General features: G+C 46.5%; 13 protein-coding genes. 5 read left to right on the forward strand and 8 right to left on the reverse strand.

Annotated elements, in window-relative coordinates:
• Positions 1-21: 21 nt before the first annotated feature.
• Positions 22-2358 (reverse strand): efflux RND transporter permease subunit, encoded by a 2337-nt coding sequence (locus IDZ20_RS14540; protein WP_188152174.1) that lies wholly within the window; start codon positions 2356-2358, stop codon positions 22-24.
• A 129-nt stretch (positions 2359-2487) separates the two neighbouring features.
• Positions 2488-3090, reverse strand: a complete 603-nt coding sequence (locus IDZ20_RS14545; RefSeq protein WP_188152175.1) for a TetR/AcrR family transcriptional regulator — start codon at positions 3088-3090, stop codon at positions 2488-2490.
• A gap of 280 nt (positions 3091-3370) precedes the next feature.
• Here IDZ20_RS14545 and IDZ20_RS14550 point away from each other — a divergent pair, with 280 nt between their 5' ends.
• Complete coding sequence (locus tag IDZ20_RS14550) at positions 3371-4396, forward strand: sulfite exporter TauE/SafE family protein (protein WP_188152176.1); 1026 nt, start codon at positions 3371-3373, stop codon at positions 4394-4396.
• A gap of 28 nt (positions 4397-4424) precedes the next feature.
• Here the strand turns inward: IDZ20_RS14550 and IDZ20_RS14555 are convergent, their stop codons facing one another.
• Both IDZ20_RS14555 and IDZ20_RS14560 read right to left on the reverse strand, forming a co-directional pair.
• Positions 4425-5087, reverse strand: a complete 663-nt coding sequence (locus IDZ20_RS14555) for a DsbA family oxidoreductase (protein WP_188152177.1) — start codon at positions 5085-5087, stop codon at positions 4425-4427.
• A gap of 247 nt (positions 5088-5334) precedes the next feature.
• Positions 5335-7419 (reverse strand): TonB-dependent receptor plug domain-containing protein, encoded by a 2085-nt coding sequence (locus tag IDZ20_RS14560; RefSeq protein WP_188152178.1) that lies wholly within the window; start codon positions 7417-7419, stop codon positions 5335-5337.
• A 256-nt stretch (positions 7420-7675) separates the two neighbouring features.
• On the opposite strand from IDZ20_RS14560, the gene IDZ20_RS14565 reads away from it, so the two are divergent.
• Positions 7676-7855, forward strand: coding sequence for a hypothetical protein (locus tag IDZ20_RS14565; protein ID WP_188152179.1), 180 nt, complete (start codon positions 7676-7678; stop codon positions 7853-7855).
• Here IDZ20_RS14565 and IDZ20_RS14570 read toward each other — a convergent pair.
• Complete coding sequence (locus tag IDZ20_RS14570; protein WP_188152180.1) at positions 7852-8733, reverse strand: LysR family transcriptional regulator; 882 nt, start codon at positions 8731-8733, stop codon at positions 7852-7854. The genes IDZ20_RS14565 and IDZ20_RS14570 overlap by 4 nt on opposite strands.
• Before the next feature lie 158 nt (positions 8734-8891).
• Between IDZ20_RS14570 and metE the strand changes: the two genes are divergently transcribed.
• Positions 8892-11306: a 5-methyltetrahydropteroyltriglutamate--homocysteine S-methyltransferase gene (gene metE / locus IDZ20_RS14575; RefSeq protein WP_188152181.1), complete on the forward strand. Its 2415-nt coding sequence runs from the start codon at positions 8892-8894 to the stop codon at positions 11304-11306.
• Here metE and IDZ20_RS14580 read toward each other — a convergent pair.
• Both IDZ20_RS14580 and IDZ20_RS14585 read right to left on the reverse strand, forming a co-directional pair.
• Positions 11274-12308: a VWA domain-containing protein gene (locus IDZ20_RS14580; protein ID WP_188152182.1), complete on the reverse strand. Its 1035-nt coding sequence runs from the start codon at positions 12306-12308 to the stop codon at positions 11274-11276. The genes metE and IDZ20_RS14580 overlap by 33 nt on opposite strands.
• A 125-nt stretch (positions 12309-12433) precedes the next feature.
• On the reverse strand, positions 12434-13861 hold the full coding sequence (locus tag IDZ20_RS14585; RefSeq protein ID WP_188152183.1) for an OmpA family protein: 1428 nt from the start codon (positions 13859-13861) through the stop codon (positions 12434-12436).
• Positions 13862-14238: 377 nt separating this feature from the next.
• On the opposite strand from IDZ20_RS14585, the gene IDZ20_RS14590 reads away from it, so the two are divergent.
• Entirely contained in the window at positions 14239-15933 is a 1695-nt protein-coding gene (locus tag IDZ20_RS14590) for a phosphoethanolamine transferase (protein ID WP_188152184.1), read from the forward strand.
• A complete protein-coding gene (locus IDZ20_RS14595) occupies positions 15933-17576 on the forward strand; it encodes a BamA/TamA family outer membrane protein (protein ID WP_188152185.1) in 1644 nt (547 codons plus the stop codon). Before IDZ20_RS14590 ends, IDZ20_RS14595 begins: the two co-directional genes overlap by 1 nt.
• Here IDZ20_RS14595 and IDZ20_RS14600 read toward each other — a convergent pair.
• Entirely contained in the window at positions 17573-18322 is a 750-nt protein-coding gene (locus IDZ20_RS14600) for a tRNA-uridine aminocarboxypropyltransferase (RefSeq protein ID WP_188152186.1), read from the reverse strand. The genes IDZ20_RS14595 and IDZ20_RS14600 overlap by 4 nt on opposite strands.
• Positions 18323-18397 lie beyond the last annotated feature (75 nt).

Consider the following 18397-nt stretch of genomic DNA (forward strand, 5'->3'; position numbering starts at 1 on the left):
GTGTTGCGGGTGCAGAGCCTATTAGCTATTTGCTCTCGTAATTGCCGCTATTGCGTAATCCTTTTTGTCCAGCCACAGTAATAAAATGGGCAATAAAAGGAAGTCGATGATTAATGCAAATATGATCGCAACGCTAGTTAGTTGTGACATGCCGGAATTCATCCCAAAGCTCGATTGGGCTAAGATCATAAACCCAGCCATCAGTACGATAGTGGTAACCACCAAAGCAACGCCGACGGATGAAAAGGCGTAGCGAATAGCGGCCTCAGCCGTTAACTTTTGTTCAATTCGCGCGCGTTGGTATTTACTCAAAAAATGCACAGTGTCATCTACTACAATTCCTAGTGCCATACCCGTAACCATGGATACACCGACATTCACTTCCGCAACCAAATAACCCCAAGCACCGAAGGCCGCGGCGATTGGTAGTAAATTTGGAACCAAGCTGATTACACCTAAGCGAACACTGCGAAGAACCAACATAATAATCAGCGAGATAACCAGAATGGCTACGAGTGAGCTAATAAACATACTGCGCATATTGGTATCCGAAATATGAGCGAACATGACGGCGGGCCCCACCCCATAAGAACTCATACCCGTGTTATGTAATAGCCAGTCGCGACCGCGCTGTTCTATTTCGGCAATATGCTTAGAAGTGGTATTGGTTACCGTGACAATAATTTGGGTAGAGCTTTTGCCTATATCCATTTGGTTATTTAGATCTAACCCTTCCGGCAACGACATTTCATATAGCAGCAAATATTGGGCAGCTAAGGCTTTGTCTTCGGGCAGGCGATAATAACTATTGTCATCACCATACATATTTTTATTGATACGCTTGAAGGTATCGGTAAAGCTATTGACGTGTGTGATTTCTGGCTGGCTTCTAAACCATTCTACAAACCGGTCGACCTTGGCTAGAAATACCGGATCGCTAACACCGTAGTCTTCGCCGGATTCGAGCGAATACTGAATTTGATAAATACCAGTGAGATTATCGTTAGCGAAATCCGTATCGTTGCGAAACTGAATACTAGTATCGAAGTAGCCGACAAAGTTATCGTCGAAGCTGTTTAATTTAATACCGCTAACAGCGACTATGCTGAATACCACCATGGCAATTAATACGGGTGTGCGCTTGGCAATGATAAAGTTGGCGATGGCGTCCATTGCGTGACTCACACGATTGCGCTTTTTCGAAGCCTTAACCGGCAAAATAGTAATGAGCGCTGGCAATAATGTCATGGATAAAAATAGCGCGACGACTACGCCCCAGGCGGTGATATTACCGAGATCGTTAAACGGCGGCGTGTCGCTCAGGTTCATGGATAGAAAACCGATCGCCGTGGTAAGCGACGTAAGGAATACCGGCGCAATATTAATCACCAAGCTGCGCCGCATCGCATCGACTTTGCTCATGCCGCGGCGCATACCTTCAAAAAGCGTAACCAGAATATGGATGGAGTCAGCCACGGCTAGCGTGGTGATAATGGTGGATGCCGAAAATGAAGGCGGTGAAAGTTTTCCGCCAAGCCAGAAAAAACTGCCGAGCGCAGATAGCATAGATAAAAACACGACCAAGAGCGTCGCCAATGTCGCAGTCGCGGAGCGCAACAAAATTGCAATTACCAGTAAAATCACCGCATACATCGCGGGTACCAGTGTTTGTTGATCTTTCATTGACGCTTCAAAAAATGCGTTGGATAGCATCACCACGCCGGTAAGTTTTACCGTAACAGGGTAGCTGGCTTCTAGTTTGGATTGTAATTCTCGGACGGCGCCAACCAATTCCGGTAGTTCTTTCTCAGGTTGCACCTGCGGCATTTCGAATACTATATTTAATGCGGTGATCTCGGCATCTTCGCTAATGAGCTGGCCGCGAAGATTGGGTTCGGTGAGGGCGATGCTTTGTTTTGTTTTCAGCGTTTCTGCGGAGTACTGCTCTGCCCCGCTTACCAAGGGTTCGACGATTAGCTCGTCGCCATCGGCGTGAGAATATTGGAAATTGGTGACTGAGTCGACGCGGAGTACATAGGGTAACTGCCATGCCTGTTCGGTGGCTTCTTCGACAGCGGCTAAGGTTTGTTTGTTAAACACTTCGCCGTTGTTAGGCACGATAACAAATAGCACATTGTCGTTCTTGGTATAGATTTTTTGCTGGCGCTCGAAGGCGCTGAGGTGAGGGTTTTCTTCGCTGAAGAATACGCGGTAGTCTTGGTCGAAAGCAAACCTCTGCATACCAGACATCATCGAGAGGGAGACTGCTAGCGCAATAGCAATCGTAAGCCAGGGCCGAGAGGTTACGAAGTGCGCGTAGCGCTCTGTCAGTGAGAGATTACCGGCGTTTGCGTCCATAGCGAGGTCCTTTGTTTAGCGCAGTTAAAATATATTTAACAAACCGACCGTTCGGTTTGTTTTAAAATTAAAGAAAACCCCGAGATGGGGGGTTATTATGAGGTGTATTTAGTACACCCAAGTTTTATGTCACTTTGGTTGCAGTGACTCTACAAAATCAATTAGGCAGCCAACGCCGAGGCGAAAGCTTTTAATGTCCCCTACCACTTTGCCCTGCATCATCAAGCCCTGCATGGTAGCCACGATCATGATGGCGACTGGTCCGGGTTTGACCTCTGGACGCAGGTAGCCTTTCGCTGATGCACTCACAAAAGCTTTTTCCATGCGTTTGCCTAAGTCGGAGAATAGCTGCATCGCCTTGTCTCTAAAGCCGTCATCTTCACGGCCCATTTCCATGGCGATTTTACTTGTTGGGCAACCGGCTTCTAGTTCTGCCGTAGTCATAACTTTAGATAGTTGTCGCAGCCAATCTTTGAGCGCGTCCACTGGGTTTTCACTGACTAGAGGCGCCCCCCAGCGCTCAAAAAACGCGGGGGCAAATATTTCTTCGAAAACCGCATAACCCAATTCTTTTTTACTGGCAAAGTGGTGATACAAAGCGCCTTTCGACACTTCTGCTTTTTCGAGAATGGTGGACAGGCTTGCGGCTTTGAAGCCCTGCTCCAGCATTTCTTGAGCGGAAATTTCAATAATGTGCCTGCGTGTAACTTCGGGATCCCTTGGGGGGCTCATACCTACCTCATGCCTTGGGCGCGTTTAGCGTTGGCGGATTATTACAGACCAATCGGTCTGTTTGCAATCCTTTAGGTTAATCTGTTGCCACAACTTGCGGTTGCTTCGCGGTAAAACGACATGAGACAAATTCGAATAAGCGCGCCATTGTGGATATTTAACGCCAATTTTCATAAAAGTATATTTTTATAATCTATTTTTTTTGACCTGCCACTGCTAGTTTAGGCGTTCTGGATTTCCACCTTTAAAAATTAACATCCTCTTAAACACGACGAACAACATGGATAGTTTTCTTAAATTAAAAAAGTACGCCTACGTAATCGCACTATTTATTGTTTATAGCGGCTGGCTAACCTATATGAGCGTGACGAATTCATGGGTGTTATTTGCCGATTGGTGGCAGATGAGTGTAACCATGTTGTTTGGCTCTTTTGTGGCCGGCGCTACGCCTACCGGCGGTGGCGCGGTTGCTTACCCGGTATTTACCAAGCTACTGCATATTTCATCAGCGGATTCACGAACCTTTGGCATGATGATTCAGTCATTTGGGATGACGGCTGCGGCTATTTATATTTGGTCGCGTGGCACTAGGGTTTTGTGGAGGGTAATTTTTTACACATCAATTGGTGGATTTAGCGGTATAACTCTGGCGTCGTTTTTCTTGCATCTGCCTGATATATACGCGCGGGTACTCTTTACGACGATGATATCAATATTCGCCTTAGCGTTGCTTTACAGTGTTATCACTGGGCGGCGTTTGGCATGGCAACAACTGATTTATCTAACGGGTTTACAGAAAGCTGAATTTATTCTACTAGGGTTCCTCGGCGGTATCATTGCAGAAAATACTGGCTCGGGAGTAGACCTCGTATTATTTATGACTTTGACGCTCTGTTACCGAATGGAGGAAAAAGTTAGTGTTCCCACCAGTGTTATTGTAATGGCACTGAGCTCCATCTACGGCTTTGCGTTACATGGAGTGATAGTAAAAGATATCGCAAATGTTATCCCCTATTGGTTGGTCTGTATTCCAGTGGTAATTGTGGGAGCGCCGTTTGGGGCTTGGATTGTATGTCACTGTAAGCGCTGGCAGTTGGTAACATTTGTTTGCCTACTAATACTTGCAGACTTGATAAGCACCTTGGTGTTTTTAGAGTTTTCAACACGAATGCAAGAGGTAATAGGCTGTTTTGTTGCGGTTTGCGGCGTTGGTTTTAGTTACTTTCTTTGGCGTGGCAACCGACGAGGCAAGCAGTATCAGGATTACCCCGCTGCGCTTACCCTCGCCAATTATCAAGATCGCTAAGTAGTTTGTAATTTTCTAAATAGAAGCACTATAACGGCGTTACAAGATTATTTTCAGCGTAGCGTGTTAATAGCGCGACTAAATCATCGACTTCCCGAGCACCTTTTAATACTTGGTTATCATCCAAAATTAGCGCCGGAACGCCGGTTACACCGAGCAGCTTAACACGCTTATTTGCAGCTAATACTTCTTCGTTTAAGGCGTTAGTGGCAAGAGTAGAGCGCACGCGTTCAACATCCATACCAATCTGTTTAGCGATAGCAATCAGTATCGAGCTATCTGCAATATCTTTATTTAATGAAAAGTAACTTTCAAATAAAGCCTGATACAGTTCTAGCTGCTGGCCGCTTTCGGCTGCTAATAGAAGTAATTGATGCGCTTTGTTGGTGTTATAAATACGTGAGGTCGGTGAGAAATTAAAGGTAAAGCCCGTGTCTGCGCCCATTTGTGTCATGCGCTGTTGCACCTGTGCGATTTGCTCTGCGCCGGCGTTCATAATTTCGGCTAAATGGTCGCTAAGTAAAATTCCCTCAGCGCCCAAACCAGGGTTTAGCTCATAAGGCAGGCATTCGACAGTAACGGCAATATTGGGAGACATTTTGTCTACGGCCAACATTAACTTGGTAAAGCCCAATGCACACCACGGACATACGATATCGGAGACGAAAGCTACATTTAAACGATGTTCCATGTTCTATTCCTCGGGGACATTTGTGGTAGCAAACTAAACTGCAGGTGTAGCTGCATGCTCGCTGGGAAAATCAGCGCTGATTCTGCTGGCATGATTACGCCGTGGCAAGAAGGTGAAATACATATCCTAAGGGGAATAAAATAAATATATGGAATTATCAAGGACGTGGCGTGAATACTCGGTTCAAACCAATTGGAACATAGGTTACCCATAATCGCACCGACTATTCGCTCGCGATTAGAGCTCGCTAAAATTTCCAGCCGCCGCTAATGGCTACGCTGCGTCCGACTTCCATTAACCCGTGCTGAAGGTCAATTAACTCAACCGCTGGGTAGCGAATTTCTTCGTCGGTGAGGTTTTCGATATGGAGTTGCGCAAAGAAACCTTTCGGCCGCGGGGCATAGCGAAGGTTAATGTTTATCGACGTTGTCGCGCCAATCTCATCACCTATCCGCTGATAGTCGCCAATAGTCGTTGAATCAAGATAGCGGTAATCGGCATACATATGACTCAAATAGTAAAAACTTAGCGCGTAATTGATATGGTTGTGTTGGTACGAAAGCTTCGATTTAAACAGCCGCTCCGGCGAGTAGCCGGATGTGATGTGGGTGTATTGTGTGTCATCAGAGTGTTGCCATACAACACTCGTTTGAACGTTAACTTTATCGCTTGGTTGATAATCTAGGATTATCTCCGCCCCCTCGGAAGAGGTTTTTCCGTGGTTATCGGCAACGTCTTCGTAGCGTTGGGTTTGGCTATTAAAACGGTGCGAAAAACGAAACAAATTTTTAGCGTAGGCATTAAAAAGACTGAAATTAACGGTAAATTTTGGTTTGGTAAAAACGTAATTCAATTCGTAGGTGTTAAGATTCTCTGGCCTAGAAAAGGCTAAATCTTGATTGTCTTGCAGTGCCTCGCCGTAGAGCAGCTTTATCGCATTATGCTTATTTAGTGAAAAGATTACCGCAATGTTCGGCACGCTATAGTTACTATTGTTCGCGTGTACCTTAACAGTCGTGGTTTCGTTACTATTGCGATTGAAGCTGGTGGACGTATATTCATTTGCATGGGTCCAGCGATTTCCGGCAACTAACATTATCTTCTTATTTAGTTGCCATGAGGCTTGAAAGAAAAGGTCGTGTGTTTGGATTGGCTCATTTTTTAGAAAAAAATCCAAGCCAATACTTGGCACCGATACATCTCGTTGTGTATCAAATAAAGATTGATAACGATAGCCAAGTAGAATTTCAAAGCTGGCGTTGTTGTCATAAATGGAATTTAATTCTATATCGCCGCGTTTTGATTGTTGCTGTTGATAGTTTTTACTTGCGTAGATTTCTGGCGAGATAAAATCTAGCTGATCTATAGCGACCTTGTGTTCGCTGTAAACTCCCTGTGCTCTAAGCCTCCAGTTGTCAGATAGAGTCTTATCGTAGGCGGTACTGGTAATTAGATTAGTGTCTTCTTGTTGGTTGCCGTCATTAAACGATGGCGTAAGCGCATAGCTACCAAAACGCATTTTACTGTAGCGTAAATCTCCACTGAAATTTGCGTAGCGGGTAGATAGGTCAAGATTGATTGCGTCGCGCTTAAAATCACCGTCCATGGTTCTGTGCATGTCTGGATGCAGGGCGGAGTACTGTTCAGTGCTCATCATATCTTCATAGGCACCATCGAACCCGGATTCTTGATTAGCGCCCCAGTTAACCACCCAAAAACCATCGCGATATTGTTTTCCATAGCGCGCAAATAGACTGTTACGATGGTCGCCAACACTTGCGTTTAGGAGGCTGCCTGTCGACCCTAAATCATTGGTAATAATATTGATTGCGCCTTTAAAGGCGTTGTTGCCATAAATGACCGACATAGGGCCACGGATAATTTCAACGCTATCGATCGCTTCAATTGGAATATTAAACTGAGAGCGCTCCGGAAGTGTAAGGCCCTTAATTTGAGTGGGATCGAGCGGAATGCCGTTGAGCAAGACTTGAATACTGCCGGCGGCATTGCCGCGCATGCCTATACTGATATCTTGTGTGTCGTCGAGAAGATAGGTACCGGCAAGATTGCGAAACAGTTCAGGCAGGGAGCTGTAGCCTTGGCTCTCAATATCGTGGCGGTAGATTACGGTTACGCTAGCCGGAATATGTTTGAGTTGCTGCTGGCGTTTGGTAGCAGTGGAGATGCTAATCTCCATCAGTTGTTCAAGGTCTAGGTTGAGGTAATCGATGTCAGGTGCAACCCGCGCTGCGCTTTCCGCAAGGGGTGAAACGCCTTGCGCGGCGAGTGCAATCGAAACCACGACACTGTGTAACAGATACCGGTGTGCCATTCTATTTCGTCCTGAAATATCGAAGCCCCTCCGCCATCACTAGCTCTTATAACGGAGGGCGTTGTGCTGAGCGCGTTCAGCGGATTGCGCTAAATTTGTGAGCATCTACGGCCGGAAATTGAGAGAGTCTAACCGAAGCATAGCATAGTTATGCATACGTAAAATCAAGCTTGCAAATAATAATGATTATCATTACTATTTGATTGTCGCTACTAAACCAAGCGAGTGTAGTAGTATTTATGAAGAGGTAGGTTACATGAACGAGCGTATCTTAATTGAGATAGAGAGCGAAACTTTACGCCGGTTATTTGCTGAACGTCGGGTTAGTATTGATAACCTGCGGTGTATCAATGGTGCAGGCAAGCGGCATTTGCATCAGTTGTTACTGCAAAACTTGGCGCATGAAAGTGCTGACGCGTTTGTGTCGAATCGCTAGAGCGCTTTGGCGAGTTTCAAAAAGCCCTCGATATAAGCCAAACCAACATCACCGCTGCGAACCCCCAAATAAATACTTTTCATTAAACCCGTTGCACCTAGGCGCAATGGTTTGAGGTCGAGTTGCTGCTGATATTCCTCGACTAGCCAGCGCGGTAGGCTCGCCACACCGCGTCCGGCCGCGACCATTTGCAGCATAATATCGGTTGTTTCGATGCTTTGGTGCTTGGCGGGGCTTACCCCTGCAGGTGAGAGGAATTGAGTGTAGATATCTAAACGGCTCGCCTCTACTGGGTAGGTAATTAGCGTTTCGGCACTTAAATCAGCGGGAGATAAGAATTCGGCGCTGGCGAGCGAGTGTTGATTGGCCACTACCAGCACCTGTTCGTAATCAAATACGGGTGTGAAATCTAAGCCCTTTTTAAATAGCGGGTCGGGCGTTACCAGCATATCTATTTCGTGGTTAAACAGCGCACCAATACCGCCGAATTTAAACTTCTGTTTTACATCTACATCCACCGAAGGCCAAGCCGCCAAGTAGGGCGAAACGACGCGCAATAGCCACTGATAGCAAGGGTGGCACTCCATACCAATACGCAGCTCGCCGCGTTCACCCTGAGCGATTTGCTGCAATACGGCTTCGCTGTGCTCAAGTTGTGGCAGTAGTCGCTGTGCTAAGCCGAGTAAATGCGTTCCCGCTGGGGTAAAGCGTAACTGACGACTTTCTACCTGCCATAGCGGCGTGCCGATCTTTTGTTCCAACTTTTTGATTGAATGACTAACCGCGGACTGACTCAAGCAAAGCTGATCAGCCGCCGCCGTAAGCGAACCGCTGGTATGTATAGCGCGTAATATGCTCAGGTGTTGGCGTTCAATCATAGTCTTTTCCGGCGACGGACGTACCGCCTATATATGTGTAAAATCGAATGATAGTTGAATATATATCATTTTTATACATGTATCTCACCTCCTAAACTAGCGTCTAACGTTTAATTGGCGAAGCGCGTGAAAGCGGCGCCGTGATTTTGGAGATAATCATGATTACCACTCACAATTTAGGCTTTCCACGTATTGGTAAAAAGCGAGAGCTAAAATTTGCATTGGAGGACTATTGGCACGGCAGAGCAGGTGAAGAGAAGCTACAAGCTACGGCGGCAGGCTTAAGAAAACAACATTGGCAAACTCAAGCCTGTGTGGACTATGCCGCTGTGGGTGATTTCTCACTTTATGATCAAGTGCTGGATATGAGCTTTACCCTTGGCAATATACCGGCACGGGTACGCGAAAAGCCTCTGGCGAATGAGCTTGATAACTATTTTCGTGTTGCTCGTGGTCGATCGGTTGGCGCTAGCGACTGTGAATGTGTACAAGCTGGCGAAATGACCAAATGGTTCGATACCAACTATCACTACATAGTCCCAGAATTCGACAGCAGTACAGAGTTCAACCTCAACCCCACAAGACTCCTGCAACAGTTTGCCGAAGCCAAGGCTGCCGGCGTAAACGCCAAGCCGGTGATAATTGGGCCCTTAACTTATTTAGCCTTAGGCGTATGGAAAAGTGATGGCTGCAAAAGTGATGTAGAAAAAAACACCTTAAACAAGCTGGACTTGCTGCCACGGTTATTAGCTGTGTATCGCGAACTATTACAGGAACTGGTAGCCGCCGGCGCCGATTGGGTGCAAATCGACGAGCCGATATTGGTTACAGAGCTAGCGCAAGAGTGGCAACAGGCATTTGGCATTGCTTACCATCAATTGAAAGCTACCGGCGCGAAATTACTATTGGCAACCTATTTTGGAGAGCTGCGCGAAAACCTACAGCTAACCGTGGAATTACCCGTACAGGGTTTACACCTCGACGTTAGTAATCGCGATACTGGCAGCGCTGAGCAGGCGACTATTGCATCTGGCCCTAGCGATGAACTTATTCGTGTGCTCGATCGCCTACCCGCTCATAAAATTCTATCCTTGGGTGTAGTAGATGGTCGCAACATCTGGCGCAATGACCTAACTAAAACCTTAGATTGGTTGGAGCCAGTGGCGGAGAAACTCGGCGACCGCTTGTGGCTGGCACCGTCCTGTTCGCTCTTACATCTACCGGTAGACCTTGCTCAAGAGCAACATTTAGACGCCGAGATAAAACCCTGGCTGGCCTTTGCAACGCAAAAACTAAGCGAAGTGGCACTGCTAGCGAAAGCACTAAATCACGGCCGCGAATCGATTAACGCTGAGCTTGAAAAAAATCGCGTTGTGCTGCAGGCGAGAAAACATTCGCCACGGGTTAATCGCCCTAGTGTGAAAGCTGCCCTGTCCCAACTTACACCCGCCTATGGTGAACGAAAGTCGCCCTATTCGGTACGTGCGTTAGTTCAACGTACCCGCTTTCGGTTGCCAAATTTTCCTACCACAACTATCGGTTCGTTCCCGCAAACCGGTGATATCCGCGCGGCGCGTCGTAAGTTTCGCAACGGTGAACTAACTGAACTGGCGTATCGTGACTTCATTCAACAACAAATCCGTGAGTCGATAACACAGCAGGAAAAACTCGACCTAGATGTATTGGTGCATGGCGAGGCGGAACGCAATGACATGGTCGAATATTTTGGTGAACAGCTTGAAGGATTTATATTTTCGGCACTTGGATGGGTTCAATCCTATGGTTCGCGCTGTGTAAAGCCGCCAATTATTTATGGTGACATCGACCGGCAGGACGCGATGACCTTATCGTGGATTGCCTATGCCCAGACGCTAACAGAGAGGCCGGTAAAGGGGATGCTGACCGGCCCAGTAACAATTTTAAATTGGTCGTTTGTCCGTAATGACCAAGCGCGCGCTACTACAGCAAAACAAATTGCGTTAGCGATACGTAAAGAGGTGCTGGACTTAGAAAAAACGGGTGTAGCCATTATCCAAATTGATGAAGCGGCGTTGCGTGAAGGTTTGCCATTGCGCAAATCGGAATGGAATAATTATTTGAACTGGGCGATTGAAAGTTTCCGTATTGCCGCGAACGGCGTTGCTGATTCCACCCAAATTCACACCCATATGTGCTATTCAGATTTTAATGACATTATCGAAGCCATTGCCCATATGGATGCCGACGTGATTACTATCGAAACCTCGCGCTCGAATATGAAACTGCTAGACGTGTTCGAGAAATTTTCTTATCCAAATGAGATTGGTCCCGGCGTATATGATATTCATTCGCCGAACATTCCAACCGAAGAGGCGATTGTAGCCTTAATGGAGAAAGCTGCGCTGCATATACCCAGTGAGCGTTTGTGGGTAAACCCAGACTGCGGTTTAAAAACCCGACAGTGGCAGGAGGTGTTGCCGGCGCTGCGCAATATGGTGAGTGCGGCTAAGCAATTGCGCAGCGCCAAACAACTAATAACCGAGCAATTAGGGCCCGAAAAACTATTGGATAAGACAGCCACCGCTGAAGCCTGAGGCCGAAAACTTGGTGTGTAGACGGCCCTTTTCACCGTCTCGATTGGCGATGATAGTGAGTTTGTTAGAATCGCCGGAGCGCTTAGGTGAACAGTATCTAAATAGGTAAATACTGTTTGCCTCGTCGTTAATACGTGCAGCGATATCGTTAAAGGCCGCTACCAAACCTGAAATGTCAGTCGCGAAACTGGTACCGTCACGGCCGAGTTGGCTAAGTACGTTTTGATCGACTTCACCCTCTAAGCCAATGGTAAAAATGGTTAAGCCTTCGGCGGCGCGATCGACAGCTGATTGCGCAGTCGATTTAGTCACACGAGCGGCCTGGTCGTTACCATCGGTAAACACAACTAAAGAGCCCGCAGAAACGATCCCGGAAATATTAAAACCTTCAACAACATCATCGATATCGGAAACACCTTGCACCATTGCGCCGTAGAGGTTGGTCGAGCTATCCGCCGAGCTGGAGGAATCAAGGGCGTCGAGCGCAGCTAATAAGGTTTGTTTGTTAGACGTATATTCTGATAGGTCTTGAATATTTTCGCGGCCATCAAAGTAAGCCAATTTAATCTGGAAGCTGCCCTGATCATTGTTCGCATCGGCAATTGCGGTATCGATAAACGTTGCCGCCGCGGATTTTAACGTTTCAAAACTATTTGCCAACACGCTACCACTAAGGTCGAGTAGCAATAGGGTATTGTAAACAAACTCATCTGGGTCTTTGTCGAGGCTCGGTGTCGCTTCGTAAAGTGAAATCGGCTTATCATTTTCCAGCACTTCAAAGTTGGCGATGGTTAAATCGGCAACTGGATCGCCGCTATAGGTTTTTGCCTTAAAAGAAACAGTAATCACCGCAGGTTGTTGCGCGCTGCTAGAGAGCTCGGTTAAGACAAGGCTATCGCCGCCGCCACCGCCACCACCACAGGCGTTCAAAAGCGCACCAACCATAACTAACGCAGTGAGTTTATAGGGTGCGGAACGGGGGAAAGATCGAAATAGGTTCATGCCAAAAGCTCCAGACAAAACCCTAAGCGCAAGGCTTAGGGTGCACAGGGGTAAATAAAAAGGTACAGAGTAATCGCTATCATAGGCTAGCGGCATCGATTGCGATAGCCGCTGAGATAAATTACCTAGAGCTCGATAATTTTAATATCAATCCGGCGATTTTTTGTACGGCCCTGCTGGGTTTCGTTCGACGCTATAGGCTTAGCTTCGCCAAAGCCAACAGCTTCTACTTGAGATGGTGGAAGGTTTGGCATGTTGGCCAATAAATATTCCCGCACGCTAGCGGCACGCTCGCTCGAAAGTGCTTGATTCGTCTCATCGCCGCCGAAGGAATCTGTGTGACCTTCGACAACTAACTTGCGCCCAGGGTAAGCGGCAAGTGCCGTTTGTACCTTGCGTAACAAGCCAAAGTATTCGGTGTTGATCTGCGAACTGCCAACGTTAAAATTTAACCCAATTAAGCGAATAATTGGATTGCCAGCCTGCATAATAACAATCGCTTCAGATGGCGTGAAACTTGAGTCGAGTGTTTGAAAGCGCTGGCGAGCAGCTTCTTGAGTCGCGAGCTTTTGCGACTGTACGCCGAGTTGTTGTTCCAAGCGTGTAACTTCATCTTGTAGGGAATGAATTTCTGTTTGTGCCTGACCTAGAGCAAACGAATCTTTTTCTAGGGCGTTAATGGTGGTAATAATTTCTTGCACAGGTGTTTCATTACCCTTATGAAACTGGGTGTTAATATCCAGCGTATTGCCAATCGTCTGAATGTAGTATTCGTATTGCAGAATTAGCTCTTCTGGGGTTATGTCCTTGTCTTTCAATTTGTTAACAGTGTCGGCCACTTTGCTCGCATGCAACACTTGGGTTTTAGCTAGCTGTGCTTTATAGCGGGCTTCGTCGGTGTCGTAGCGATTAGTGCTAAGTAGATGTTCCGCTTCGTTAAGATTCTTTTCCGCACTTGCCAGAATAGTTGGCGCAACCTTGTATATTTTATTGCGCTGTGCCTGCTCCAATAGCGTGCGAGTCTCGTCTAGGTAGTTAGCTTTAATGGCTTGAAGTTCCGCATCGCGAAATTGCTTCTGGGCTTTTTCGCTCAAACGACGCGCCTTATTCACATCGCCGGCTTCTATCGATTTTGCAGCTAAGGAAAAGGACTTCTCCGCGTCGCGCCAAGCGTCAGGAGCATAGTCGACCGCTTGAGAGGAAACTGCATCGGCACGCGCTTGTAGGCTGTCGCTAAGGGTGACTTCGGCAAGCAGCGTCGATTCCACCGCAAGTTTTAAGTAGGCGCGACTTTCGGCAAGATCTTTCTTAATCTTATCAACACCTTGGCCCTTGTCTAGGCGCTTTTCGGCTTTCTTATAAGCAGATAATGCTTCTTCATAGTTATAGGGCGCGAGGATATCCGCTTGAATTTTATTCGCTTCCTTAAACGCAGAATCGGTGGTGCTAAAAAGCGTCTGGCGTAGCGAGGACTCTGCGCCCCAAGATGACGCGGTAAAAAAAAGCATCGAGCTGATTACGGCGCTAACTAAAAGGTGCGGAGTGTATTTCATGGGTATTTCCTTAAGCTTAAGTGCAGTGTGCACGATGGTACGGTGTTGGATTCTAACGGCCGAAAAAAGTGCCGTATCGCGAAGCCGCGAGAAGGGAATCGGCCGCTATTAAACTGCGACTGGAGTCCAACTTAAATGGCTATTCTACGAAATGATGTTGCACAAGTCACAAATCAATACAAATAACGTCTGAGAATAGGTACGCACTGCTGGAGCAAATTGAATCAGCCTGTAAGCAGTTGATTCGCGATTGAATGTCAACAGCCAGTTAGCCTAGGGGATGACCGGGCTGCGATTGATTCTAGAGATAGACGCACTCTAATAGCACTGAAGCCTCAACTTCATTGGGGTAGGGTTTGCTAGCTAGGATGTATGGTTTGAAAACTGATTCGGTGGTTAAAACGGCGGCTAAAGCGCTATTGAGAGTGGTTGCGTTCTTAGTAAAAGTACGCGAAATAAGTGGGTTTAGGCTTAACCTTATCGTTGCTTTGGCGTTTGCTGTGGTAGTGAACCTTAAAATTTGGCGCATTTATTTTGATAAGCATAGCTTCGCGGGGCTGGCCGACGTACTGGCGTTACTTGCCTTTTTTAGCTTCGTCTATCTACTCATGTTAGCGGTATTCAGCGTGTTTAACTTCCGCTGGATACAAAAGCCTGCGCTGGTCGGGTTCACGTTAATAAGCGCCCCCGCATGGTACTTTTCTAATCGTCTCTCCGTCTTATTTGACAAGAGCATGTTACAAAATCTAATTGAAACCAATTCAGCCGAGGCATTGGATCTGGTTTCCGTACCGTTAATTGTCAGCATGGTGCTGTTAGGGCTAGTTCCGATTGCGCTAGTGCAGCGATTACGATTAAAACATCACGGCTGGCTTCGGCAGTTAAGTAGCAATACTATTACTCTAGCGATGTGTTTAGTCCTCGCCGTATTAGTAAACTTTCCCTTCTATGCTAATCACAGTTCGTTTGTCCGCAATAACAATCATACGCTTGCAAACTCGCTGTTGCCGATCGCTCCCATAATGGCGCTTTCAGCAAATATTAAAGCCATGGTTAGAGAAACGAATATTGTTAAACAGGTCATGGACTCCAGTGCTCACCAGCGCACGCCGCTAGTAGGCGGTATGCGTAAACCGCGAGTATACCTAATACTGTTGGGTGAAACGGCCCGCGAAAAAAGCTTCTCATTGCGGGACGCAGGTATGGAGCAAATAGAAGAAAGCTTGCTGAACCGTGAGGGTCTTGTCTATTTTTCTAACTTCTGGCCGTGCGGGACCAGCACAGCGCTATCTATACCCTGCATGTTTTCGTTTGCCGGACGACAGGACTACACGCGTGATATGAACAAGAAATATGAAAATGCCGCAGAGCTGATGCAGCGAGTGGGGTATGAAGTTCATTGGCAAGAGAATGACGGTGGTTGTAAGGGCGTTTGTTCTAAATTAATAAACGATAAACCCAATAAATACGATGCCGCTAAATTTGCAAATGGCAATGAATATTTTGATGAGATATTAATAGACAATATAGGGGCGAGAATAAAGTCTTCCGTTGCCGACAAAGTATTGTTTTTACATATGGAGGGAAGCCATGGCCCAGCGTACTATAAGCGTGTACCTGAAAACGCAAAGCGGTTACAACCCGCGTGTGAATCAGCTAATTTTACAGATTGTACGGCTGAAGAAATTGTCAACGCCTATAACAACACCATACTCTATACTCGTTATTTAGTCGGACGTACCATAGACGAATTGCAAGCTATCGAGGATGAATATGATAGCTTTCTAATGTACGTTTCTGATCACGGCGAATCTACAGGTGAAAACGGTATGTATTTACATGGTGTTCCCTACTTTATGGCACCTGAAGAACAAACCCATGTGCCAGCATTAATATGGGCATCTGCAGGCTTTCAGGAATCTAGAGGGCTCGACGTGAGCTGCTTGCAGGAGAAATCTTCGTTTCGGTTTTCGCATGATTATTTCTCGCATTCTCTACTTCGTATAATGCAGATTGATACCACTGTGCATAACCCAGAAATGGATTTCTTTAACGGATGTGTAAACAACTAATGAAATCAGCTGCCGTTCTCGTTATATTTCTTGGTTACTTTTCTATGCTGAATACGCCAGCTGCGTATGCGCAAGAAGACGTCCCCGCCGGTGTTATTATTCGCAGTATAACAATTAAAAATACCAATATATTCGATCAATCGAAAGACTCTGAAACGGGCTTTTTATACCGAGCCGCGAATGGTCTTCACCGGAAGACGCGAGATGTCGCCGTTAGCGGGTTATTACTGTTCCGCGAAGGCGAGGAACTGTCGCAGCGCTTATTAGACGAGTCGGAGCGAAAACTACGCAGCGCCGGTTATATTCGCTCGGCGAAAATAACCTATACTCAAGAAGAAAACTTCGCCGATGTGCTTATTGTCGTTTCCGATACCTGGACAACAAAACCGATATTTCGCTATAGCCATAAGGGTGGCGATGAGTCGAGCGAAATGGGGCTTCAGGAAGATAATTTTCTAGGCTACGGTATTGAACTGTCGTTACTCTACAAAAATGAAGATAACCGTAAGTCTACAATCGTAAGTATGTTCGATCCTAATTTGCGTGGCACACGTCATCAGTTAGGTATTGGTTTTGCTAATTCGAGCGATGGCTACACCAACCATGTTAGTTTTGCTAAACCGTTTTATGAATTGAATAGTCGTGCTAGCCACGGCATGAGTATTTTTCAGGAAGAGCGCACCGAGAACCTCTATTTTCTGAATGCCGAGTATTTTCAGTATCAGTTAGAAGAACAGAATTTCGATTTCTATCGAGGCTGGTCGAATGGATTAATCGAAACTAAAACAATACGTCATCGCTTAGGTATTAAATACCTGGCCACTACTAATACCGAAATTGGCGAACAGCCTACCGACATTCCGGAAGACATAGCCGCATATATCAGCGCTAACGATATGTTGCCCGAAGATCAAAAAGATGTGCTGCCCTACTACGAATTTGAATACCTAACGGATAAGTACCTTAAAACCGAAAACTACGACAAAATTGGCCTCACCGAAGATATTCCCATCGGGCTCAATGGCCGCGTAAAAATTGGTTATAGCGCGCAGGAGTGGGGTTCTAGTCAGAATAGATGGTATCTAGACGCGAGCCTTAGTGATGTGTTTTCAATTTCAGATAAGGCCTCAGTGTCTATCTCGGGAGCACTAAAGACATGGGCTGATGAATCTGGTTTAGATGATTCTCGGTCGACCTTGAAATTGCAGTTAAGGGTGAATGAAAGTCATCGCTTAAAGTTGTTTGCAGAATATGTACAGGTTGATTTAATTCACCCCAGCAAAGGCGAAAAACTTTATTTAGGTGGCGACAATGGTATGCGTGGCTACCCCACCCGACATTTAAGTGGCGAGCACTCCCAGCTGTTTAGAATCGAGCAGCGTTTATATACGGGTATAGAATTATTCGGCTTGTTCAATATTGGTGCTGCCGCATTTTACGATTATGGTCGAGTGCGTGGCGGCACACCATTTGATCGTTTGCAAAATAGTCATTCAGTAGAATCGTTTGGAATAGGCTTGCGTGCAGCCAATAGCCGAACCTCTAGCGGTGAAATTATTCACATTGATATTGCCAAAGCATTGGCGCGCGATGATGGCGTCGATGAATTTCAGCTGGTTATTGAAGCGCGCCGTCAATTTTAATTTCGCAGCTCGGCTAAGCGCTTATGGCTCTCGCCTTGTGCCGGCATTTTCACCCGCCGAGTCGCCAAATAATGTTGATTAAAAACCGTAAAGTAATCGATGAGTATTTCTGATGCTTTAACTTCCCCGGCCATTCGCAAACAGATAGCGGCGGCTTCTGCTGTAGATAAGCAATGTTCTAAATGAGATTTTCGCACCGCGTAATTGCGCCCCTCCTCGGAAAAATGTAAGCAGGCGTAGGCATCGAGCCAGCGACTGAGTTTCACCATTCTTCCCGCCTGTTTCCAAGTGCCGTCTAACAATATAAAGCAAGGCTTGGTGCCGTCGTCAGCCAACGATTGTACGACGTCTTTTTTTAAATCCGGTGTGTCTTGATTGTTAGTTTTCTCATTTTCCCAAGGGTACACAATATAGTTAGTGTAGCCCGGCCGTGTTAACAGCTGTAACAGATCAGCGTCGGGTTGGGTGCGGCTCCACAAAAAGCAGTGGCTATTATTAGGAAAACAGTCGCCGATAAGGCGACCGGTATTGGTGGGCTTATACACTTCGTTATTGTGCAGCAACAAAATAAACTCAGCATCACAGTGATAGCGTGGAATCCAGTTACAGATACAGGTATCGATTCCTAGCAGGCAGGTTTCACAGCGCTTAAGCGCGGCACCGCGAGCGCGAAATTCTTTGGTGGCGGTGGTGAGGCGTTGCTGACGCAAACTGTAGAAACTGTGCAACGGGGAATCTAGTGCCATGGTAGCGGTCTCGCAAGGCGGTGTTTTTGACTGTAAATTCGGTGTGATGCTTAGGGCTAAGTAATGTGGCGCATT

Origin of the sequence: Teredinibacter waterburyi, from assembly GCF_001922985.1 — a bacterium.
Classification (GTDB): Bacteria; Pseudomonadota; Gammaproteobacteria; order Pseudomonadales; family Cellvibrionaceae; genus Teredinibacter; species Teredinibacter waterburyi.

Bases quoted from the DNA above. Each gene is read 5' to 3' on its own strand.
- IDZ20_RS14540 (WP_188152174.1), bottom strand. From the start codon at position 2,358: ATGGACGCAAACGCCGGTAATCTCTCACTGACAGAGCGCTACGCGCAC.
- IDZ20_RS14545 (WP_188152175.1), bottom strand. From the start codon at position 3,090: ATGAGCCCCCCAAGGGATCCCGAAGTTACACGCAGGCACATTATTGAA.
- IDZ20_RS14550 (WP_188152176.1), top strand. From the start codon at position 3,371: ATGGATAGTTTTCTTAAATTAAAAAAGTACGCCTACGTAATCGCACTA.
- IDZ20_RS14555 (WP_188152177.1), bottom strand. From the start codon at position 5,087: ATGGAACATCGTTTAAATGTAGCTTTCGTCTCCGATATCGTATGTCCG.
- IDZ20_RS14560 (WP_188152178.1), bottom strand. From the start codon at position 7,419: ATGGCACACCGGTATCTGTTACACAGTGTCGTGGTTTCGATTGCACTC.
- IDZ20_RS14565 (WP_188152179.1), top strand. From the start codon at position 7,676: ATGAACGAGCGTATCTTAATTGAGATAGAGAGCGAAACTTTACGCCGG.
- IDZ20_RS14570 (WP_188152180.1), bottom strand. From the start codon at position 8,733: ATGATTGAACGCCAACACCTGAGCATATTACGCGCTATACATACCAGC.
- metE (WP_188152181.1), top strand. From the start codon at position 8,892: ATGATTACCACTCACAATTTAGGCTTTCCACGTATTGGTAAAAAGCGA.
- IDZ20_RS14580 (WP_188152182.1), bottom strand. From the start codon at position 12,308: ATGAACCTATTTCGATCTTTCCCCCGTTCCGCACCCTATAAACTCACT.
- IDZ20_RS14585 (WP_188152183.1), bottom strand. From the start codon at position 13,861: ATGAAATACACTCCGCACCTTTTAGTTAGCGCCGTAATCAGCTCGATG.
- IDZ20_RS14595 (WP_188152185.1), top strand. From the start codon at position 15,933: ATGAAATCAGCTGCCGTTCTCGTTATATTTCTTGGTTACTTTTCTATG.
- IDZ20_RS14600 (WP_188152186.1), bottom strand. From the start codon at position 18,322: ATGGCACTAGATTCCCCGTTGCACAGTTTCTACAGTTTGCGTCAGCAA.